The sequence below is a fragment of the Streptococcus suis genome (genome assembly GCF_019794615.1).
Taxonomy (GTDB): Bacteria; Bacillota; Bacilli; order Lactobacillales; family Streptococcaceae; genus Streptococcus; species Streptococcus suis_AI.
Window position 1 is genome coordinate 20,852 of sequence record NZ_JAIMDU010000005.1, and the last position, 22,610, is coordinate 43,461.

The window sequence follows — 22,610 nt, forward strand, 5'->3', positions numbered from 1 at the left end:
AGCTGGACTCATAAACATCCTACCGAGGCACAAAACGATTATTGAGATAAACGTATTTGTACTTTCGTGTCTAGGTTTAGGTGCGATTTTTTTGTGCCTAGCCCAAAATAAAAACGGAGGTAAAAAAATGAGTGAAGCTATTATCGCTAAAAAAGCGGAATTAGTAAATGCCGTTGCTGAGCAAATGAAAGCTGCAACATCTATCGTTGTTGTAGACGCTCGTGGTTTGACAGTAGAACAAGATACAGTTCTTCGTCGTAACTTGCGTGGTGCAGAAGTTGAGTACAAAGTTATCAAAAACTCAATCTTGCGTCGTGCTGCTGAGCAAGCTGGTCTTGAAGGTCTTGCAGAATTGTTTGTAGGCCCATCTGCAGTTGCATTCTCAAACGATGCAGTTGCTCCAGCTAAAACAATTTACGATTTCGCGAAAACTGCTGATGCTCTTGAAATCAAAGGTGGTGCTGTAGAAGGTAAAGTTTCTTCTAAAGAAGAAATCGAAGCACTTGCTACATTGCCAAACCGCGAAGGCATGCTTTCTATGTTGCTTTCTGTACTTCAAGCGCCAGTTCGCAACGTTGCATACGCTGTCAAAGCTGTTGCAGAAAAAGAAGACGCAGCTTAATGTGTCAGAGCGTAGCTGCTTAGTGCTACAAACTATTTAAAAACCTAAATTGGAGGAAAATCACAATGGCATTGAACATTGAAAACATTATTGCTGAAATTAAAGAAGCTACTATCCTTGAGCTTAACGACCTTGTTAAAGCTATCGAAGAAGAATTTGGTGTAACTGCGGCTGCTCCTGTAGCTGTTGCTGCAGCTGGTGGTGCTGCTGAAGAAGCTAAAGATTCATTCGACGTTGAATTGACATCTGCTGGCGACAAAAAAGTTGGCGTTATCAAAGTTGTACGTGAAATCACTGGTCTTGGCCTTAAAGAAGCTAAAGAGCTTGTTGACGGTGCACCAGCTATGGTTAAAGAAGGCGTTGCAACTGCAGAAGCTGAAGAAATCAAAGCTAAATTGGAAGAAGCAGGCGCTTCAGTTACTCTTAAATAATAGAGCAACTACTCAAGTAGCCTAAATATAGGAAAAACCGCTATTTTAAGGAGTAGCGGTTTTTTCATATTTTTACTTTTCATTTGTATAAAATGTGGTATAATTAAGAAATAATAAATTTTTAGAAAATTTTGAAGAATTGATCTAAAGGAGATACTTATGGCATATGTAGTGGCTGTCGTTGGTGCGACAGGTGCAGTTGGTGCGCAAATGATTAAAATGTTGGAAGAATCAACTCTTCCAATCGAAAAAGTACGTTTATTAGCTTCTGCTCGTTCTGCGGGAAAAACCCTTCAATTTAAAGGACAAGAGATTGTTATCGAAGAAACAACTGAAACTGCCTTTGAAGGTGTTGATATTGCGCTTTTCTCAGCTGGTGGTTCTACATCTGCTAAGTTCGCTCCATACGCGGTTAAGGCGGGTGCAGTTGTTGTAGATAATACTTCTTATTTCCGTCAAAATCCTGATGTTCCTTTGGTTGTTCCTGAGGTTAATGCACATGCTTTGGATGCACATAATGGAATTATCTCTTGTCCAAACTGTTCAACTATTCAAATGATGGTTGCTTTGGAACCAATTCGTCAGAAGTGGGGCTTGGAACGGATTATCGTTTCAACTTATCAAGCTGTATCTGGTGCAGGTATGGGTGCAATCCTAGAGACGCAGGCTCAACTTCGAGCTGTATTGAATGATGGTGTTGAGCCAAAAGCTGTTGAAGCAAACATTCTTCCTTCTGGTGGTGATAAGAAACATTACCCAATTGGATTCAATGCACTTCCTCAAATTGACCTCTTCACTGAAAATGACTATACTTACGAAGAGATGAAAATGACGAAGGAAACGAAGAAAATTATGGAAGATGATAGTATTGCTGTTTCTGCGACCTGTGTTCGTATTCCAGTTTTGTCAGCTCACTCAGAATCTGTTTACATTGAGACAAAAGAGATTGCTCCGATTGATGAAGTCAAAGCAGCAATCGCTGATTTCCCAGGTGCTGTTCTCGAAGATGATGTTGCCAATCAAATTTATCCTCAAGCGGTCAATGCGGTTGGAAGTCGTGATACCTTTGTTGGTCGTATTCGTAAGGATTTGGACAAGGAAAATGGTATCCATATGTGGGTTGTTTCAGATAACTTGTTGAAAGGTGCTGCGTGGAACTCAGTTCAAATCGCAGAAACACTTCATGAACGTGGTCTTGTTCGTCCAACAACAGAGCTGAAATTTGAATTGAAATAAGAACTGATTAACAGAAGTACACAAAAGACTGCGCTCAGCCTTTTTTAGCAACAAGAAGAGAGGAAGTACGATGTCTATTCAAGATTTACGTGATGTAAAAATTATCACAGCGATGATTACCCCTTTCAAAGAAGATGGTTCTATCAATTTTGACGTTTTACCAGAATTAATTGAGCATTTGTTGGCACATCATACGGAAGGTATTTTATTAGCAGGTACAACAGCCGAAAGTCCGACATTGACACACGAAGAAGAATTGGAGTTGTTTGGTGCAGTTCAAAAAATTGTCAATGGCCGTGTTCCTCTAATTGCTGGTATTGGTACTAACGATACCCGTGACTCAATTGAGTTTGCCAAAGAAGTCGCAGCTTTTGGCGGTTTTGCAGCTGGTTTGGCTATTGTTCCTTATTACAATAAGCCATCTCAAGAGGGAATGTATCAGCACTTTAAGGCCATTGCTGACGCTTCTGATTTACCAATTATCATTTACAATATTCCTGGACGTGTAGTGGTGGAAATGACTCCTGAAACCATGTTGCGTTTGGCTGAACATCCTAATATTATCGGAGTTAAGGAGTGTACTAGCCTTGCCAATATGGCTTATTTGATTGAGCACAAACCAGAAGATTTCTTAGTCTACACTGGTGAAGATGGTGATGCTTTCCATGCAATGAATCTGGGAGCGGATGGGGTCATCTCTGTCGCGTCCCATACCAATGGTGATGAGATGTACGAAATGATTTCCGCTATCGCCCAGCAAGATATCAAAACAGCAGCATCCATTCAACGGAAATTTATTCCGAAAGTCAATGCCTTATTCTCATATCCAAGCCCTGCACCGGTGAAAGCAGTATTAAATTATCTAGGATTTGAAGTTGGACCGCTTCGCCTACCACTCGTACCATGTCCTGTTGAAGATGCAAAACGCATCATCAAGGTCGTTGTAGACGGCGATTATGAAGCAACAAAAGCCACCGTCACAGGAGTAGTCAGACCGGATTATTAAAAACGTCCAGTGGACGTTTTTAACCCGAGCCTAGAAACTGGAAAGCGAGGAAAGTCAGGGGATACGAATAGTTCAGTGGAGTGAAACAGTTCGGGGGATACGAATAGTCCAGTGGACTATTCGTACCTGAGCCTGAAAAATAAAAAAGCGAAGTATATCAGCTGGTCACCAAGAAATACGAAAGTGACCACAGAGACCTGAGCCTGAAAAATAAAAAAGCGAAGTGTTTTAACCCGAGCCTAAAAACAAAAAATAAACAATGACTGTTTGTTTTCTGAAATTATTAGAAAGAACACGGATTTTTAAATCAGTAATTTGAAAATCTGTGTTCTTATTTTTTTCTTAGATAGACAAACATTAGAATGCACAACATTTCTAAAAATCATTTTTTATTCTCCATTTTCCAGTTGCAAGCCTTTCCATTCTTGTTAATTTCTTGTTATAATGACAAAAAAGGATGAAGGAGCAAGTATGAAAATTGTTATTATCGGAGCTTCATTTGCTGGGTTGAGTGCAGCTTTGGAGTGCAGAAAATTGTATAAAGATGCTCAGATTACATTGATTGATCGAGAAAAGGATGTTGCCTTTTTTCCAAATGCCTTAAACTGGAAATTGTCAGATCGCATGACTGAGTGGGAGGAAGCAAGGATTTCTTTGTACAAGGAACTATTGCAGACTACCATTACCTGTCTCTTTGAAACTGAGTGTTTAGCCATTAATCCTGAAACGAGTCGGCTTAAATTAAGACAGCAAAATGTCATCAGTGAAATAAGCTATGATCGTCTGATCTTAGCTATGGGTGCCAGTCAAACGTGGGAATGGGGCCAGGAAGAACTTCAAGACTACTTGATCCGGTCTAAGACCCTTACTCAAGCGCAAAGTAGTCTAGAAAAAATAAAGCAAGCAAAAACCATTGCAGTCATTGGAGCGGGTCAGATTGGATTAGAAAGCTTAGATGCACTGAGTCAAAAGAATCTGGAGTTACATGTGTTTGAGGCGCAAGATTCCCTGTTGGCGAAGTACCTTGATGAGGAGATGGTTGAGCCCATTCGTCTGGAAATGGAACAAAGAGGAATTCAGGTACATTTATCCGAAACTGTGAATCAGATTGAGATAGATGAGCAGGAAAAGCAACTTATTTGCCAGACTGTAAATGGAAATTATCGAGCTGATTTTGTTCTTCCATCAACGAATTTGATACCCAATATTCAGTTGGTAAAAAATCTCCTGAGAATAAACGTTGAAGGTACTGTTTGGGTAAATGAGTATCTTGAAACCAGCCAGATAAATATTTTTGCTGTGGGAGATTTGATTAGTTTACCAGTAGAATATTTTGGCCAAGCTTATCTTCCAATGATTCATCATGCTATCCGAACTGGAAGACTAGCTGCTCAGAACTTAGTGATGCAGAGTTTTCCATTGAAGAAAACCCAACGGATTGTATCGAGTCGCTTGTTTGGCTATTATGTGACTAGTATTGGGTTGACAGAAAGTGAAGCAAATTTATGGCTGAAGTGTAAGTCGATTCGGATGAGAAGTCCATACAGTCAATGGGAATTAGAAATGGCTGATTTTAAATTGATTGTAGATGAAAATGGACGAATCGTAGGAGGTCAACTCGTTTCTGTTGTTGATCATATTGAACAAATGGATGCCTTGTCACTTGCTATTTCAAAGGGTTTAACAGTATTTGATCTAGTCCAACAATCTTGGTTATGTCTTCCCGGTAAGACTCCCTTGGTGCCAATGATGATAGAAGCAGCTCAGGAATTTATTCGGCAAGAAAACCTAGCATATACGGAGGGTGACTATGCAGATTGATTCCCTATTGGAAAAACGCGAACGAGCTATTTATCAGTTGCTCCTGTTTGTGGAAAACAGAAAAGACGCTCCCTTGCTGAAAGATGTATGTCGCTATTTAGATCTATCAAAATCAACTTTATTGCGCTATATCGAATCATTTAATGAAGAGTCGCATGCCGAATTGGGTCTTGTATTTCACCTTGAGGAAGAGAAGGTTTCTTTACAAAAAGATACTCGACTAAGTCAAGAACAAATATTATCTTATCTTTTTCAGCCAAGTATCAAGTATCAGATCATTGTATTTTTATTGGATAAAGAAGATGTTTCTTTACAGACATTGTCTCAAGAATTACTAATTAGTGAGGCTACGCTCAATCGCCATCTTGCATCACTAAACCAATTATTGGCTGAATTCGGCATCGCCATTAAAAGCGGCCGGTTAAAAGGAAGCGAGCTCCAAATCCGGTATTTTTTACACCAAATCCTCCTCTTGACAACTGTGAATTCCAAATACCAAGCGGAATTTGCCAGTCGCCATTTGGACGCCTTATTACCCTTATTTGAACGCTTTTATCAGTCAAAACTCAATCCTAAACAGGCCTATCGTCTTTTATTATGGTTGATGATTTCACAACAACGGTCTAAGTTACAACAGTTGGATTTTAAGGCGCTGTATAGCCTTATGAGACCTTATCAGGATCATAAATTTTATCGACAATTGCGGAAGATGTATCTGACAGTGGGACAACAACAATCTGCTTCCTTTCAGGAAGGGGAGATCATGGCTTTATTTGCATTTTTGTTTAGTCATTTTATTTTAGAACCACATCAGTTGGAACAGGTTCTGGGCTTTGGGGGTCCAATTATGGAAGCAACGTCGCTTGCTTTGCACGTTTTTCGTTCACACCTAGGAGAGTCCTTGTCGATTTCAGAAGAGGCCCTGTATCATTTGAATCAGACCATGAGTCAATTGTATTTCTTTCGATCTACGCTTGAACTTGAAGTGGTACAAGAACTTTCATTTGAATACGAGGCAGCCCAATTATTAAAAAATGTCTTTAAAACAGCTTTTCATAGAAGTCTAGATGCTGATCAGGTAATGGCTGGCTATTATCCCAAAATCATAGCATTGTATGTATATTTTAGTCAGGTACAGCCGATACAGGTCAAAATTGGTTTCGCATCTTCTTTGCATGAGGTTCTGTCCTATCCTTTATTAATGCAGTTGAGAGAAAAGCTTGAAGGCAATCGTCAGGTGCTTATAGACCCTTATCAGAATGGAGAATCTTATGATTTCATTATCACTGACTACCTAAACGAATCGCCATGCCCTATTTATTATTTGGGAACTCAATTAAAAATGCATGATGTTGTACAATTGAAATCTATTATACAAGACCTGTACAATCAAAAGGCAAGACAATCAGAAAAAATTGCAACTCAAACACCTTTTCCAATAGAACATCGGTAACTGATTGAAAAAAATCTTTAGCAGGAACAAAAGTGTTGCTTGAAAAAATTTGATATATGTTGATTTGCTGGACTTTCTAGCTCACTTATATCAAATTTTTTTATTTTTTTAAAAAAATTGATAGGATACATTGCCGAGAATGGGTTAGAATAGAGTTACCAAGAAAACGGAAGCGTTTTCAACGAAAGTAAATAAACAGGAGGAAGACCTATGTCTACAGAAAAATACATCATGGCCATTGACCAGGGAACTACTAGTTCACGTGCCATTATCTTCAATAAAAAAGGTGAAAAAGTTGGCAGTTACCAAAAAGAGTTTACGCAAATTTTCCCGAAACCAGGTTGGGTTGAACATAATGCCAATGAAATTTGGAATTCTGTTCAGTCTGTGATTGCAGGGTCCTTTATCGAAAGCGGTGTTCGTCCTGATCAAATCGAAGGAATTGGTATTACCAACCAACGTGAAACAACAGTTGTTTGGGATAAGGAAACAGGCCTTCCGATTTACAATGCGATTGTCTGGCAATCTCGTCAAACAGCTCATCTTGCTGACCAGCTGAAGGCGGATGGTCACGCAGATATGATTCATAAAAAAACAGGCCTTGTAGTGGATGCTTACTTCTCAGCAACCAAAGTTCGCTGGATTTTGGACCAAGTCCCTGGAGCGCAGGAACGTGCTGAAAAAGGGGAGATTCTGTTTGGAACCATTGATACTTGGTTAGTGTGGAAGTTAACAGATGGCAAACAGCATGTGACAGATTATTCAAACGCAGCTCGTACCATGCTCTACAATATTGAAGAGTTGAAATGGGATGACGAAATTTTATCTCTTCTCAATATTCCAAAAGCCATGTTGCCGGAAGTTCGTTCAAACTCTGAAGTTTACGGCACAACAGCTCCATTCCATTTCTATGGTGCAGAAGTGCCAATCTCAGGTATGGCTGGTGACCAACAGGCTGCCCTATTTGGACAATTGGCATTTGAGCCAGGTATGGTGAAAAATACTTACGGAACTGGTTCCTTCATCGTGATGAATACAGGTGAAGAGATGCAGTTGTCACAGAACAACCTTCTCACAACAATTGGCTATGGTATCAATGGTAAAGTATACTATGCTTTGGAAGGCTCTATCTTTATCGCTGGTTCAGCGGTTCAATGGCTCCGTGACAGTATGCGAATGGTGACTACATCTCCTGAGTCAGAAGAGCTTGCTCGTAAGTCTACCAGCAATGATGAAGTCTATGTTGTTCCAGCCTTTACAGGACTTGGAGCTCCGTATTGGAACTCTGATGCGCGTGGCTCTGTTTTTGGATTGACACGTGGTACAACAAAAGAAGACTTCGTCAAAGCAACTCTTCAATCCATTGCTTATCAGGTTCGTGATGTTATTGATACCATGCAAATAGACACAGATATTGATATTTCTGTCTTGAAGGTTGACGGTGGTGCAGCAATGAACAGTCTCCTCATGCAATTCCAAGCAGATATTTTGGGTATTGAAATCGCACGCGCTCAAAACCTTGAAACTACAGCTCTTGGAGCGGCATTCTTGGCTGGTTTAGCAGTTGGTTTCTGGAAAGATTTGGATGAATTGAAAGAACTCAACGCTGTCGGCCAATCCTTCCAACCAACCATGAACGAAGCTCGTAAAGAACAACTTTACAAGGGATGGAAAAAAGCTGTCGCAGCAACTCAACTTTTTGCAGAAGTGGATGAAGAGCAATAAAGGACTTGTTATCGAGGGGAAAGAAGAATTTCCTCTTGCTAGACAGTCCTATTCGAAAGTTAGGAAGTGAATCGTATGGAATTTTCAAAAGAAACAAGACGCATAGCCATTGAACGAATGCAGGATCGTCAACTAGACCTCCTCATTATCGGTGGTGGTATTACGGGTGCTGGTGTGGCTTTACAGGCAGCAGCAAGTGGCATGGAAACAGCCTTGATTGAAATGCAAGACTTTGCGGAAGGCACTTCAAGTCGCTCAACTAAATTGGTTCATGGTGGATTACGTTATTTGAAACAATTTGACGTGGAAGTGGTATCCGATACCGTATCTGAACGCGCAGTAGTACAAAATATCGCCCCACATATTCCAAAGCCAGATCCAATGCTTTTACCAGTTTATGATGAGCCAGGTTCTACCTTCAGCCTCTTCCGTTTGAAAGTAGCCATGGACCTCTATGATCTCTTGGCTGGCGTCAACAATACTAATATGGCCAATAAGGTCTTGACCAAGGAGGAAGTCCTTGAACGCGAACCAAACTTGAAGCAAGAAGGATTGATTGGTGGCGGTGTCTATCTCGACTTCCGTAACAATGATGCCCGCTTGGTCATTGAGAACATCAAACGTGCAGCCAAAGATGGAGCTTTGATTGCCAGCCGTGTCAAAGCTGAGAAATTTATCAAGGATGAGTCAGGTAAAGTTATCGGCATTGTTGCTCGTGATTTGCTGACAGATAGCACCTTTGAAATTCATGCTCGTTTGGTCATCAATACAACAGGACCATGGAGTGATGAAGTGCGTAATCTGGGTGGCGAAGGTTCAGGCGTTTTCCAGATGCGTCCGACCAAGGGTGTGCATCTAGTTGTCGATAGCTCTCGCTTGTCTGTGCCACAGCCAACTTACTTTGATACAGGTCACGCAGATGGTCGAATGGTCTTTGTCCTTCCACGTGAAAACAAAACCTATTTTGGTACGACTGATACAGACTATACTGGTGATTTGGCAAATCCAATGGTAACCCAAGAAGATGTTGACTACCTGCTTGATATTGTCAACAATCGCTTCCCAGAAGCAAACTTGACCTTGGATGACATTGAGAGCGGTTGGGCAGGTCTTCGTCCCCTCTTGTCTGGAAATGGTGCTTCTGACTACAATGGTGGAAACAACGGTAAGCTCAGCGATGACAGCTTTAATAGCTTGATTGAAACAGTTAAAGGTTATTTGAACAATAAAAAGACACGTGACGATGTGGAGCAAGATTTGACACATTTGGAAGGCAGTGTTTCTGAAAAACATTTGGACCCATCTGCTGTATCACGCGGTTCTGCCCTTGATCGCGATGACAATGGTTTGCTGACTCTTGCAGGTGGTAAAATCACGGACTTCCGTAAGATGGCCGAAGGAGCAATGGAAAAGGTTGCAGACATCCTCAAAGAAGAGCATGGTCGTAGCTTCAAACTCATCAATTCTAAGACTTACCCAGTCTCTGGTGGTGAATTAAACCCTGCTAACGTTGCAGAAGAAATCGAACATCTGGCTCAACTAGGTGTGAAGAAAGGTCTTGTCTATGATGATGCGCTTTACTTGGCAAACTTGTACGGCTCAAATGCGCCAAAAGTCTTTGCCTTGAACCATAAAGTAGAAGCCGTTTCAGGCTTGAACAAGCGTGATTTGCTTTCCCTTCATTATGCTATGAAGGAAGAGATGACCTTGACTGCAGTTGACTATCTTCTCCGTCGGACCAACTACATGCTCTTTATGCGTGAGCAGTTGGATGCGGTGGCACCAGACGTTTTGAAAGAAATGGCAGCCTACTATGCATGGTCAGAAGAAGAAGTTGCTCAACAGGAACAATTGTTGGCAGATACACTTGTTAAGAATGATTTGACTTATTTGAAAGAAAAATAGAAAGAGGTGCATGATGACAAATGAATTAATCGGTGAAGTATTGGGAACCGCCTTACTTGTCTTACTAGGTAATGGTGTGGTAGCAGGAGTAGTACTAGATAAGAGTAAGGCCAAGGATGCTGGTTGGATTGTCATCACAATTGGTTGGGGTCTAGCAGTAGCCATGGCAGCTTTTGTGAGTGGTTTATTGGGACCTGCCCACCTCAATCCAGCTGTATCAATTGCCATGGCCTTTGCAGGAAATCTCCCATGGGCTTCTGTAGTTCCTTACATCCTTGCTCAATTTATCGGAGCCTTTATCGGAAGTATCTTGGTCTACCTCATGTACAAGGATCACTACGACGCTACTGAGGACAGAAGTGCTGTATTGGCAACTTTCTCTACTGGTCCTGCCATCCGCAACCTTGTTTCCAATACCATTAGCGAAGCAATCGGAACCTTTGTTTTGGTCTTGGGATTATTGGCTTTTGGACAGTATGATTTTCCAACAGGGCTTGGCACTTTAATCGTCGGCGGTTTGATTGTTTCACTCGGAGTTTCACTTGGTAGTCCGACAGGATATGCCCTAAACCCTGCGCGTGACCTTGGTCCTCGTATCATGCATGCCATTCTTCCATTGAAGCACAAGGGAGATTCGGATTGGGGTTATGCTTGGGTACCAGTAGTTGGTCCAATCATCGGAGGCTTGCTTGCGGCTGTCCTATATGGTCTCATTTTTTAAGAAGTATCCTTCTCTAATCAGCAATGGTTGGGGAAGTTTTTTTATTCCTTGGCTGTCAATTGTGAGCAAAATAGTTTAAAATATCAATAATTAGTGATAAAATACTTGTATCATAATCAAAGAGGTATTCTTATGAACAATACAGGTATTCATCACATTTCAAGCTTGGTTGGAAATATTCATCAAGCCTATCATTTTTATCATCATATTCTAGGTTTGAAATTAACCTTAAAGACGGTGAATCAGGACGATTCTTCTATGTATCATTTGTTTTTTGGAGATGCAGAAGGTCGATTTGGAACGGAATTCACTATTTTTGATATGCCGACACTAGCTCGACAACGGGAGGGGGCAAATCGATTGGAAAGAACCATTTTTCTAGTCAAAGATTTTGCTGCCTTGGAATTTTGGCAGAAAAGACTGACAGAGTTTGAAGTGGTAAATGAAGGAATTCAGGCCTTTGGAAACGGTCATATCTTGAATTTCCAAGATGAGGATGGCCAGTTGCTCGGTTTGACCTATCATGAATCCATAGGAGAGATGCTACCGGTTGAGACTAAGGACATTCCTGCGGCTGCAGCAATTGTAGGCATAGCTGGCATACAAATGCGGGTTCGTGAAGAAAAAGCTCTAATTGAATTACTTGAGGACCGTTTTGGTTTTGTGGAAGAATATCGATATAAATACCAAGGACAAGAAGTGATTTCACTAGTATTTGATAACGAGTTTCAACACCGAGTGCAGGTAATTGTCGATAAGGAATCAAAAATCAGTGTAATCGGTGTTGGTGGAATACATCATGTAGCTTTCGGCGTGCTTGATGAATCTGATTTAGAAGAAATGGTTGACCATTTGAACCTTCAAAATCGTCCACATTCTGGTATTATCAATCGAGATTTTATGCATTCCTTGTACTTCCGAGCACCAAATTATCTCATGTTTGAGGTTGCAACGATGACAGGAGAACGGAAAGCTACTATGCCGACTCAAAAAGATCAACTGGATGAAGTCGAGTTATTCTTGCCAAGTTTCTTTGAAGAAGACAGGCAGGAAATTGAAAAAACTCTCTCCCAACGTTATTAGGAGAAAATTTGAATGGATTATCGCTTTATCAAAGGGACCAGTCCCCGTCTATTGGTCTTTTTCCATGGTACGGGCGGCAACAAGGAATCAATGCTCTTTCTCCGCCAACAGCTAGATCCAGAAGCTTTTGTCCTTTCCTTGGATGGAAGTTGGGGTCAAGGCAGAGAAAGGCGTTTCTTTGCCCCGCTGATCGATGGTCAACTGGATCTTGTCGATGTTGAAATGCGCTTGTCGGCTTTTCTGGATTTTTGGCAGGACTTAGACATTCAGCCCTACCAGCAGATTACCTTTGTTGGATTTTCAAATGGTGCCAACTTTATCATGGGCTTGTTAACCAAGCAGTCAAACCTGGCGGACAATTATATCTTGCTCCACCCTTCAGCTTTAGATTATGCTTTTCCTATGGAAAATAGCAGAGCAGAGATTTTGTTTACACTGGGGCAGAATGACCCATATGTCGAACCAGTCGCTCTAGAAAATCTTGTAGATGACTGGCAAGCGTCTGCCTTTCCCAAAGCCAACCTAGCTCGTTTTGACAAAGGGCACTTTCTAAGTCAAGACGAATTGACCTATGTGAGAAATTGGTACCAAGAAAGAATAAACGAAAAGGCCTGAACCAATATGTTCAAGCCTTTAAGAGTTATTAGATTAAGGATTCTAATTTGTCAACCAATGAACCAACATAGGCGATGGTTTCTTTAAGAGGTTGATCTGTTGAAACGTCAACACCAGCGTGTTTAGCAAGGTCTTGGGCAGAAAGACTTGCACCTAGTGACAAGGTTTCCAACCATTTTTCAACAACTTCTTCAGGATGTTCTTCCAATTGCTTAGCCATAGCCGTACCGATGGTCAAACCAGCTGAGTAGGTATATGGATACAAACCAATATAGTAGTGTGGTTGACGCATCCAGATAAGACCTGCATCGTCACCGATTTCAAAGTCTTCACCCCAGAATTCCTTGATAATGTCTAGTTTGATTTGACAAAGAATGTCCCCATTTAGATATTCATCATTATCAAGGCGAGTGTAGACTTCACGTTGAAAGGCTGCTTCAAGCAAGTGAGTCACCATGTTGTGGAAGTAGGTGCGACTAATCAATTCACTAATCAAATAGGCTTGGAAACCAGGATCTTGATTGTTTTTCAAGAGTGTATTACATGTCAAGACCTCATTTGCAGTAGATGGCGCTTCGATGAAGTATAGTGATGGTTCATAGCTTAGCACACTTTGTTTCTTAGCCAATTGGAAATGACCAGCATGTCCTAATTCGTGAGCCAATACCAAGACCTCATTCATCAAACCTGTCCATGAAAGTAAGATGTAAGATGGTCCATCATATAAGGTAGCACAGAATCCACCTGTTGCCTTGCCTTCGTTTTGAGCAAAGTCAATCCAACGCTCATCAAATGATTGTTCAATCATTTTCACATAATCTTCACCAAGAATACCCAAGCAGTCAATCAAGAATTGTTTGGATTCTTCAGGTGTGATGCGTTGGTTATATTCAGAAGGCAGACTGATTTTCAAGTCAGCGTGTGTGATTTTGTCCAAACCATGAGCCTTAGCAACCAATTTCACATAGCGACGCATGTGAGGAGCCAATTCTTTCATGATGACATCAATCTGACGGTCGAAGAGGTCGCGGGAGACATTTTGACTGTGCAAGAGGAAGTCAATCGTATTGTCAAATCCACGCAAACGAGCTTCGATTTGTTCGTTTTTGATATGAGACAAATAAGTAGCAGCAGTTGTATTTTTGTATTTCTTCAAGGTTGAATAGAAGCCAGTAGCTGAATTGCGACGGATTTCGGTATCATGGCTGAGTTCATAATCATTTTCAAAGAGCACATAGCTGTTTCCAAGTGTTTCACCATTGGCTTCAAAACTATCAAAGGTCATATCTTCAAACTTGGTCACACCGTAATTGTTATAAGGCTGACCAAATGTTGGTGCAAAGTTTGCAAGAAGCTCTTCTTGTAAAGGATGAAGCTGGTATGGTTTTTGACGAATAATGTTTTGGATGTATGATTCCCACTGAGGTTGGTCAGCAATCACACTTTTCAATACATCTTGATCTAGTAAGCTCAGTTCTGTATGTAAGAAAGACAATTTTGGAATTGTGTAGGCAATTGTCAAGTCAAAGTCATTTGACAAACTGGCTAACTCGGTGTTCATTTTATCAACTTCAAGCGGTAGGAAAGCGTAGTGTGATAATTTACTCTCTAAAATGGCTAAGCCTTCGTATTCTTTTAGAGCAGAAACAATGGTTTCAAGTGTTGTTAATTTTCCTTTGTAACTTGCTTCAAAATTCTCAACTTGTTTTTTATAGGTTACCAAGGCATCTTTATAGGCCTGATTATCTGGAAAAATCAGATTGGTATTCCAAGTAAGTTGAACGTCAATTTCATGACGCTTTGGCATTGCATTCGACATGGTATTCTCCTTTATGTTGTAATATTGACATTATATCACAGAATGAAAAAAGAAACTTGACAAAACCGTGAAAAACCTAGATAATAGAAGTATGAAAGGGTTTACTGAAAACCAGAAAGGAGCTTTTATGCAAGTCATTAAACGTAGCGGAGAAATTGTTGAATTTGATCCAGAAAAAATTTATCAAGCTATTCTCAAGGCAGCCCAAACAGTTTATGTTATTGATGATACTTGGCGGAAGAATCTTGCGCAGGTAACCAAAAAAGTTGTTCTTGACTTGGAAGAAGCTCATACAGAGCGACCTACCATTAGTATGGTTCAATCTCAGGTTGAACATCGTTTGCTTGATGCGGGTTATATCTCAATTGCAGAACATTATATTTCTTATCGTTTACAACGTGATTTGGAACGTAATGGTTATGCTGATAAGATTATTGTACATTTGCGTTTTGAACAAGTACGTTAAGCTGAAACCTAGAGAAATCTAGGTTTTTTTGCATATCAGTAAATATATATATTGGCAAATATCAATTGAATTTAAAAAATGTGATATTCTGAGCATATATTTTGTAATCGGTAACATTTTTGGTGTATAATGAATCTCGTAAAAATATATTTCGAAAGTGAGATTTTTCTATGTCTAAAATCGTTGTTGTCGGTGCGAACCATGCTGGTACTGCCGCAATCAAAACTATGTTAACAAATTATGGTCAAGAAAATGAAATCGTTGTATTTGACCAAAACTCAAATATTTCATTCTTGGGTTGTGGGATGGCTTTATGGATTGGTGAGCAAATTGCAGGTCCAGAAGGTCTATTCTATTCAAATAAAGAAGAGTTAGAAAGCTTGGGCGCAACAGTTTACATGGAGTCACCTGTTACAGCTATTGATTATGAAGCAAAAACAGTTACTGCGCTTGTAAACGGTCAAGAGCATGTTGAATCATTTGACAAACTTCTTTTTGCAACTGGTTCACAACCAATCTTGCCACCAATCAAAGGAGCTGCCATCAAAGAAGGTTCTCTTGAATTTGAAGCAACTCTTGAAAACTTGCAATTTGTTAAATTGTACCAAAACTCAGCTGATGTTATCGAAAAATTGAAGAACAAAGACATCAACCGCGTTGCAGTTGTGGGTGCTGGTTATATCGGTGTTGAGCTTGCGGAAGCATTCCAACGTAAAGGTAAAGAAGTAGTCCTTATCGATGTTGTTGATACATGCTTGGCTGGTTACTATGACCGCGACTTGTCAGACCTTATGGCTAAAAACTTGGAAGACAATGGTATCAAACTTGCTTTCGGTGAAACTGTTAAAGAAGTTGCTGGTGATGGCAAAGTTGAAAAAATCATCACTGATAAAAACGAATATGATGTTGACATGGTTATCTTGGCAGTTGGTTTCCGTCCAAACACTGCATTTGCTGGTGAAGGAATTGAGCGTTTCCGCAATGGTGCCTTCCTTGTAAACAAACGCCAAGAGACTTCAATCCCAGGCGTTTATGCTATTGGTGACTGTGCAACAATCTACGACAACGCTACTGGCGACACAAGCTACATCGCATTGGCTTCAAACGCTGTACGTACTGGTATCGTAGCAGCACACAACATTTGTGGTACTGACCTTGAAGGTATCGGTGTACAAGGGTCTAACGGTATCTCTATCTATGGATTAAACCTTGTATCAACTGGTTTGACTCTTGAAAAAGCTACTCGTCTTGGATTTAACGCAGCAGTTACAGAAGTGACAGACAACCAAAAACCAGAATTCATGGAACATGGTAATTTCCCTGTAACTCTCAAGATTGTTTACGATAAAGATTCACGTCGTGTTCTTGGTGCACAAATGGCTGCTCGTGAAGATATTTCATTGGGTATCCACCTCTTCTCATTGGCAATCCAAGAAGGTGTAACAATCGAAAAATTGGCATTGACAGACTTGTTCTTCTTGCCACACTTCAACAAACCATACAACTACATCACAGTAGCTGCCTTGGGTGCTGAATAATCAATTTAAGTTGATAAATATGGCTCAGAGATGTTCTCTGGGCTTTTTTGCTTGCCATCTATCACATTGCAACTGCCTATTGAGAGTTTTTTTGGTATAATGGAGGGTATGATCATAACGAACCTGTATTCACAGTGTAGCACTTTCATCTAAGCCTAGTTTTTCAGCTATTTATCGTTAGTTTTTCCAAAAATACAGTCGGTATTTTTCAAAAAACTACCTTGATTAGCTATAAACGATTTCCTGTTTGAAAGTGGATCACTTGTAAATATATGTTCTAGGAAAGTAAGAGAAAATGAACCCATTATTAAACGGAATGAATGACAGACAGGCAGAAGCGGTACAGACGACAGAAGGACCGCTTTTGATTATGGCAGGAGCTGGTTCGGGTAAGACGCGAGTCCTGACCCACCGTATTGCGTATTTGATTGATGAAAAAATGGTCAATCCTTGGAATATCTTAGCCATTACCTTTACCAATAAAGCGGCGCGTGAGATGAAGGAGCGGGCCTATGCCCTCAATCCTGCAACTCAAGATTGTTTGATAGCTACCTTCCACTCCATGTGTGTCCGCATTTTGCGTCGGGATGCTGACCATATTGGCTATAATCGCAATTTTACGATTGTCGATCCAGGTGAGCAACGCAGTCTCATGAAACGGATTTTGAAAAATCTCAATTTAGATCCGAAAAAATGGAGTGAACGTTCTATCCTGGGAACCATTTCTAATGCCAAAAACGATTTGATTGATGACAAGGCATTTGAAGCCCAGGCAGGCGATCTATACACGCAGATTGTTGCTAAATGCTACACGGCTTATCAAAAGGAACTCAGACAGTCAGAGGCCGTTGACTTTGATGATTTGATTATGTTGACGCTCCGCCTTTTTGACCAAAATCCAGAGGTCCTGACCTATTACCAGCAGAAATTCCAGTACATCCATGTCGATGAGTATCAGGATACCAACCATGCCCAGTACCAATTGGTCAAGCTCCTGGCATCACGTTTCAAGAATATCTGCGTGGTCGGAGATGCGGACCAGTCTATCTATGGTTGGCGTGGGGCGGATATGCAAAATATCCTGGACTTTGAAAAGGATTATCCAGAGAGCAAGGTTGTCCTTTTGGAGGAAAACTATCGTTCGACCAAAAACGTCTTACAGGCTGCCAATGAGGTTATCGAAAACAACCGCAATCGCCGTCCGAAAAAACTTTGGACACAGAATGCCCAAGGGGATTTGATTACCTATTACCGTGCTCGGGATGAAAATGACGAGGCGATATTTGTAGCGAGTCAAATCGACCAGTTGTGCCGAGAAGGCAAGGCCTATAAGGATTTTGCGGTTCTCTACCGGACCAATGCTCAATCTCGTACCATTGAAGAAGCTCTGCTCAAGTCCAATATCCCTTACACAATGGTTGGCGGTACCAAGTTCTACAGCCGTAAGGAAATTCGGGATGTCATTTCTTACTTGAACCTCATTGCCAATCCATCGGACAATATCTCCTATGAACGCATTGTCAATGAGCCAAAGCGTGGTGTTGGCCCCGGAACGGTTGAAAAGATACGTGATTTTGCGACCAGTCATGGCATGTCCTTGCTAGAAGCATCACAAGATATTATTCTGTCACCAATCAAAGGAAAGGCAGCACAGGCAGTCTTTGACCTAGCTAATCTCCTCTATAATCTTCGTAATCAATTAGACAACTTGACGGTTACCCAAGTAGTAGAGGCTGTATTGAACCAAACAGGCTATATGGATGCCCTTGCAGCACAAAATACGCTGGAAGCCAATGCCCGCATTGAAAACATCCAGGAATTCCTTTCTGTTACCAAAAACTTTGATGACAAAGAATCAGAGGAAGAAGAGACTGGTCTTGATAGACTAACTCGTTTCCTACTTGACTTGGCCTTGATTGCTGACACAGATGATGGCGATAGCGAATCTTCAGAAGTGACCCTCATGACTCTTCATGCAGCCAAAGGTCTGGAATTTCCAGTTGTTTTCTTGATCGGTATGGAGGAAAATGTCTTCCCGCTCAGCCGTGCAGCAGAAGAAGAGGACGAATTGGAAGAAGAACGTCGTTTGGCTTACGTAGGTATCACACGGGCAGAGCAGACCCTCTACCTGACCAATGCCAATTCTCGACTTCTTTTCGGTCGCACCAACTACAACCAACCAAGCCGCTTTATCCGAGAAATTTCCAGTGACCTCCTTGATTACCAGGGGCTCGCTCGTCCAGCCAATACTAGCTTTAAGGCTTCTTATGTCAATGGCAGAGCGACACAGTTTGGACAAGGCATGAGCCTGCAACAAGCCTTACAAAGTCGAAAAGCAGCCGTACAACCATCTGCCAGGCTCGGAGGCAGTATGCCCTTCGCATCAAGCAACCAATCGTCAAGCTCAGGCACCAACTGGTCAGTTGGTGACATTGCAGTCCACAAGAAATGGGGACGCGGAACAGTCCTTGAAGTTTCAGGCTCAGGCAGCAATCAAGAACTTAAAATCAATTTCCCTGACATGGGACTCAAAAAAGTCTTGGCAAGCCTAGCGCCGATAAGTAAAGAAGATTAAATTTACTTAAAAAACAATTGCAGTAAGCTCGAAAATATGATAAAGTATTTTTGTAAAATTGAATAGAACATTTGGGGTGCCAAGAGGCTGAGATTATACCCATCGAACCTGATGCAGTTAGGACTGCCGAAGGGAAATGTGTATCAACAAATTTTGTTGACAAGTATTATATTTGTATTCTAGTACAGAATACTGTATTTACTGGTCATCAATCATCGTAGGTGTAACTCCATTTGATAAACCATCAGATGGAGTTTTTTCTATAGTCGAATGAAGACTTTCAGAAAAAGGAACTGGGAGCAGGTAGCTTGGCCAGCCTAGTGGCTGTTCTAGGTTGGAAATATGATATGCTCAACAAGTTTCTTTCGTAGAGTTTGACAAGGCGAAAGTGATAATAAAGCTAATACAATTAACAATATTTTCACAAATACCCTCAGCCCCTTCAATTTACATTTTCAACGAGAAAAGAGAAAGGAGATATAGATGAGCAAAATGGTCATTTGGTTTGACCTTGATGGAGTTATTTTTGATTCCTATGAGGTCTGGGATCAGGTGGTTCAAGGGATTTTGAAACATCACGGGGTTGCTTATACCCAGCAGATAAAGGAAGAACTTTGGCGGATTCCAATGGAAGATGTCAACGCGTATTTATTGCAACTTGTGGAAAATTCCTTAGAAGAGAATGAACTTGAAAGGCAAAAAATGAATCAACTGCAATCACTATATAGAGATATTTCCTTGATGGATGGTGTGCATGAACTCTTATCTACATTGAAGTCAAAAGGTGCAGTCATGTACGCAGTCACTTCAAACTATCTGGAGCTGGCTGAACTAGGATTGTCATCCCACCATCTTTCTAACTATTTTGTGAAACTATTTAGCAGTTTGGATCTGTTTGGAAGCGATAAAAATAGGGAGTTTTACCAATTCATCCTACATCAGGAAGGGATGGATCCAGCCAATATTGTAATGGTCGAGGATAATATGAACAATCTTCGTATTGGACACGAGTTAGGAATAGCGGGAGTTTATATAGAACATCCAAATTCCCCTTTTTCTGATGAGAATACAGGTATAGTTAGCATCAAGCAATTAAGTGAATTAATACCAATTTTGGAGGATAGAAAATGACATCTTTACATGTAGCATTATCAATAGCAGGAACAGATCCGACAGGCGGAGCAGGTATTATGGCTGATTTGAAGAGCTTTCAGGCTAGATCAGTTTATGGTATGGCAGTCGTGACGAGTGTCGTTGCTCAAAATACCAAGGGGGTGCAACTAATTCGTCATCTTGATCAGGAAATTTTAGAAGAACAATTGAAAAGTGTCTTTCAGGACATTGTTCCAGATGCAATAAAAACGGGAATGTTAGCACAAGTCGAGACCATTGAGCTCGTCGCAAGCTATCTTACAAAACAGAAGTGTCCATATGTCTTGGATCCTGTTATGGTCGCAACGAGTGGAGACCGTTTGATTGAAGAGGATGCCATCCAAGCGCTGAAAACAAAATTACTGCCTCTTGCTACCATCATTACACCGAATCTACCGGAAGCAGAAGTTCTAGTCGGTAGAACACTGAAAAGTGAAAATGACATCATGAATGCGGGCCGTTGGATCCGGAAAGAACTTGGGGTAAAAAATGTGGTCATTAAGGGTGGTCATTTGGCAAAGGTGGCATCTGACTACTTATTTTTAGAAGATGATGAGATCAGTATCATCAGTGCAGCACGCATTTCTACGAACCATACCCATGGTACAGGTTGTACCTATGCAGCAGTCATTACTGCAGAGTTGGCGAAAGGTCGGACAGTAGCACAAGCAGTCGAAACCGCCAAACGATTTATTACAGAAGCAATTCAGACTGCTCCAGAACTGGGTCATGGAAATGGTCCTGTCAATCATACCACCTACAGAGGAGAGTAACTAGATGTATTTGGAAAAATTACGTAGCCAAAATCCCTTGACCATTTGTATTACGAATGATGTAGTCAAAAATTTTACAGCCAATGGCTTGCTTGCTCTCGGTGCCTCACCTGCAATGAGCGAGTATCCAGAAGATTTGGAGGATCTACTTCCCTATGCAAAGGGGTTATTGATTAATACAGGAACCTTGACCAATGAAACTTGGGAACTATACAAATCTGCATTGGATATTGCTGAGAAATATGGTGTACCTACCGTCTTAGATCCTGTTGCGGCAGGTGCTGGTGCCTATCGCAAGAAAGTTGCCTTGGATCTGTTACATCATCATTCTATTTCACTCGTTCGTGGGAATGCAGGAGAAATTGCAGCCTTGATTGGTGAAAGAATTGAAACGAAAGGGGTAGATTCTGCTCAGATAGACAATGTTGGTGAACTAGCCCTCAGAGCCAACCAACAATTAGGAATTCCTGTAGTGATTACAGGAAAAAAAGATGCTATCGCTGTGAATCATGAGGTTCGGATTTTGGAAAATGGCAGTGAGTTAATGCCACTAGTGACAGGGACAGGATGCCTACTGGGAGCAGTTCTGGCTGCCTCTATTCACCTAGCCGATGAGGATTCATTATTGGATTGTTTGGAAGAGGTTCTATCGGCTTATTCGATCGCTGGAGAAATGGCAGAGCAGAAAACTTCACTACCAGGAACCTTCCAGATTGAGTTTATAAATAGCCTTTATGCAATTCAGTCAGAAGAGGTTGAAGAAAATAAAAAAGGTCATTCAGTATGAATAGAAAAATGCTTCAAGTTTACTTTATTTGTGGCACGACAGATTGTTCAAAAGGCAATTTTTTGGATGTCCTGGAAAAGGCATTGCAGGCAGGAATCACTTGCTTTCAATTTCGTGAAAAAGGTGAGCAGGCTTTAATAGGGTCTGAAAAACTATCGTTGGCAAAACAAGTTCAACACCTGTGTCACCGCTATCAGGTTCCATTAATCATCAATGATGATATTGAGTTAGCCCGTGCCATTGATGCTGATGGAATTCACCTTGGTCAGGGAGATTTGTCAGTAGTAGAAGCGAGACAGCTCTTCCCAGGGAAAATAATTGGACTATCAGTTGGAACAGAGGAAGAATACCTCAATTCGCCTATTGAACTAGTAGATTATATCGGAAGTGGACCTGTTTTTCCCACTTTATCTAAAGATGATGCTAGTCCAGCAATTGGAATGGATGGATTAAAGCAACTAAGGAGACTCAATTCCGATATTCCTATGGTTGCGATAGGAGGGTTATCTGCAAAAGATTGCAAGGATATTCTCCAAGCAGGTGCAGATGGAATAGCTCTTATCTCAGCCATTTCCCATGCTGAAGACCCCTACAAAGCGACCAAGATCTTGGTAGAAGGGATGCAAGCACTGTCTGGCTAAATTATTAATAAATATATATTATAGGTCTGTAATATTAATAAGGGGAGTTGAATCCTCTTTTTGCATTACTTGTGAACATGGACGAGTGATGTACAGTGTAAAGTTGCTAAATTTTTAGGCATAATATGGAACTATTGAACAGTAGATATGAAGATATTCAAAAGTTAGGGAAAAACTTCATACACAACACAATTTACGACTCAAAAAAGCTCCCTAAACGTTGATTTGACAGCGTTTAGAG

The 22,610-nt window shown here is 40.9% G+C and carries 19 protein-coding genes, 1 riboswitch and 1 other annotated feature (1 of these 21 cut by a window edge); of the genes, 18 read left to right on the forward strand and 1 reads right to left on the reverse strand.

The window, feature by feature from the left end; genetic code table 11:
- Window positions 1-101 (forward strand) — a sequence feature (ribosomal protein L10 leader region) (it extends 34 nt beyond the left edge of the window).
- 26 nt (window positions 102-127) lie between these two features.
- The 11 genes from rplJ (at window position 128) to K6V43_RS02455 (ending at window position 12,618) form a co-directional block, all read left to right on the forward strand.
- A complete protein-coding gene (rplJ, locus tag K6V43_RS02405) occupies window positions 128-622 on the forward strand; it encodes a 50S ribosomal protein L10 (protein ID WP_002936486.1) in 495 nt (164 codons plus the stop codon).
- A 65-nt stretch (window positions 623-687) separates the two neighbouring features.
- Complete coding sequence (gene rplL, locus K6V43_RS02410) at window positions 688-1,053, forward strand: 50S ribosomal protein L7/L12 (RefSeq protein WP_002936483.1); 366 nt, start codon at window positions 688-690, stop codon at window positions 1,051-1,053.
- Window positions 1,054-1,212: 159 nt separating this feature from the next.
- Window positions 1,213-2,289 (forward strand): aspartate-semialdehyde dehydrogenase, encoded by a 1,077-nt coding sequence (locus tag K6V43_RS02415; protein WP_024392816.1) that lies wholly within the window; start codon window positions 1,213-1,215, stop codon window positions 2,287-2,289.
- A gap of 70 nt (window positions 2,290-2,359) precedes the next feature.
- Entirely contained in the window at window positions 2,360-3,295 is a 936-nt protein-coding gene (gene dapA / locus K6V43_RS02420; protein ID WP_172019614.1) for a 4-hydroxy-tetrahydrodipicolinate synthase, read from the forward strand.
- A 471-nt stretch (window positions 3,296-3,766) separates the two neighbouring features.
- The gene (locus tag K6V43_RS02425) at window positions 3,767-5,116 is read left to right on the forward strand and encodes an NAD(P)/FAD-dependent oxidoreductase (RefSeq protein ID WP_222381424.1); all 1,350 of its coding nucleotides are present in this window, start codon (window positions 3,767-3,769) and stop codon (window positions 5,114-5,116) included.
- Window positions 5,106-6,569: an AcpB/EbpR/MafR family transcriptional regulator gene (locus tag K6V43_RS02430; RefSeq protein WP_222381427.1), complete on the forward strand. Its 1,464-nt coding sequence runs from the start codon at window positions 5,106-5,108 to the stop codon at window positions 6,567-6,569. Before K6V43_RS02425 ends, K6V43_RS02430 begins: the two co-directional genes overlap by 11 nt.
- Before the next feature lie 210 nt (window positions 6,570-6,779).
- On the forward strand, window positions 6,780-8,294 hold the full coding sequence (gene glpK, locus K6V43_RS02435; RefSeq protein ID WP_222381430.1) for a glycerol kinase GlpK: 1,515 nt from the start codon (window positions 6,780-6,782) through the stop codon (window positions 8,292-8,294).
- A gap of 75 nt (window positions 8,295-8,369) precedes the next feature.
- A complete protein-coding gene (gene glpO / locus K6V43_RS02440; RefSeq protein ID WP_222381433.1) occupies window positions 8,370-10,199 on the forward strand; it encodes a type 1 glycerol-3-phosphate oxidase in 1,830 nt (609 codons plus the stop codon).
- A 13-nt stretch (window positions 10,200-10,212) separates the two neighbouring features.
- Window positions 10,213-10,920 carry an MIP/aquaporin family protein gene (locus tag K6V43_RS02445; RefSeq protein WP_222381504.1) on the forward strand — a complete coding sequence of 236 codons (708 nt, stop codon included), beginning with the start codon at window positions 10,213-10,215 and terminating at the stop codon, window positions 10,918-10,920.
- A gap of 132 nt (window positions 10,921-11,052) precedes the next feature.
- Window positions 11,053-12,003, forward strand: coding sequence for a VOC family protein (locus K6V43_RS02450; RefSeq protein WP_222381435.1), 951 nt, complete (start codon window positions 11,053-11,055; stop codon window positions 12,001-12,003).
- Between the two features lie 12 nt (window positions 12,004-12,015).
- Entirely contained in the window at window positions 12,016-12,618 is a 603-nt protein-coding gene (locus tag K6V43_RS02455) for an alpha/beta hydrolase (RefSeq protein ID WP_261311758.1), read from the forward strand.
- 28 nt (window positions 12,619-12,646) lie between these two features.
- On the opposite strand, the gene pepF is transcribed toward K6V43_RS02455, so the two are convergent.
- Window positions 12,647-14,437, reverse strand: a complete 1,791-nt coding sequence (gene pepF, locus K6V43_RS02460; protein WP_222381438.1) for an oligoendopeptidase F — start codon at window positions 14,435-14,437, stop codon at window positions 12,647-12,649.
- 127 nt (window positions 14,438-14,564) lie between these two features.
- Here pepF and K6V43_RS02465 point away from each other — a divergent pair, with 127 nt between their 5' ends.
- The 7 genes from K6V43_RS02465 to thiE all read left to right on the forward strand — a co-directional run bounded on the left by K6V43_RS02465 (window position 14,565) and on the right by thiE (window position 22,369).
- Window positions 14,565-14,903 carry an ATP cone domain-containing protein gene (locus K6V43_RS02465; RefSeq protein ID WP_024391680.1) on the forward strand — a complete coding sequence of 113 codons (339 nt, stop codon included), beginning with the start codon at window positions 14,565-14,567 and terminating at the stop codon, window positions 14,901-14,903.
- Between the two features lie 170 nt (window positions 14,904-15,073).
- Window positions 15,074-16,441 (forward strand): H2O-forming NADH oxidase, encoded by a 1,368-nt coding sequence (gene nox, locus K6V43_RS02470; protein ID WP_222381440.1) that lies wholly within the window; start codon window positions 15,074-15,076, stop codon window positions 16,439-16,441.
- Between the two features lie 295 nt (window positions 16,442-16,736).
- Complete coding sequence (gene pcrA / locus K6V43_RS02475; RefSeq protein ID WP_222381443.1) at window positions 16,737-19,016, forward strand: DNA helicase PcrA; 2,280 nt, start codon at window positions 16,737-16,739, stop codon at window positions 19,014-19,016.
- A gap of 62 nt (window positions 19,017-19,078) precedes the next feature.
- A riboswitch (TPP riboswitch) is annotated at window positions 19,079-19,168 on the forward strand.
- Between the two features lie 331 nt (window positions 19,169-19,499).
- The gene (locus K6V43_RS02480) at window positions 19,500-20,147 is read left to right on the forward strand and encodes an HAD hydrolase-like protein (RefSeq protein WP_222381446.1); all 648 of its coding nucleotides are present in this window, start codon (window positions 19,500-19,502) and stop codon (window positions 20,145-20,147) included.
- Window positions 20,144-20,941, forward strand: coding sequence for a bifunctional hydroxymethylpyrimidine kinase/phosphomethylpyrimidine kinase (gene thiD, locus K6V43_RS02485; RefSeq protein WP_024397173.1), 798 nt, complete (start codon window positions 20,144-20,146; stop codon window positions 20,939-20,941). Before K6V43_RS02480 ends, thiD begins: the two co-directional genes overlap by 4 nt.
- A 4-nt stretch (window positions 20,942-20,945) precedes the next feature.
- Window positions 20,946-21,728 carry a hydroxyethylthiazole kinase gene (gene thiM / locus K6V43_RS02490; protein ID WP_222381449.1) on the forward strand — a complete coding sequence of 261 codons (783 nt, stop codon included), beginning with the start codon at window positions 20,946-20,948 and terminating at the stop codon, window positions 21,726-21,728.
- Entirely contained in the window at window positions 21,725-22,369 is a 645-nt protein-coding gene (gene thiE / locus K6V43_RS02495; protein WP_222381452.1) for a thiamine phosphate synthase, read from the forward strand. The genes thiM and thiE overlap by 4 nt, the downstream gene beginning before the upstream one ends.
- The last annotated feature ends 241 nt before the right edge of the window (window positions 22,370-22,610 follow it).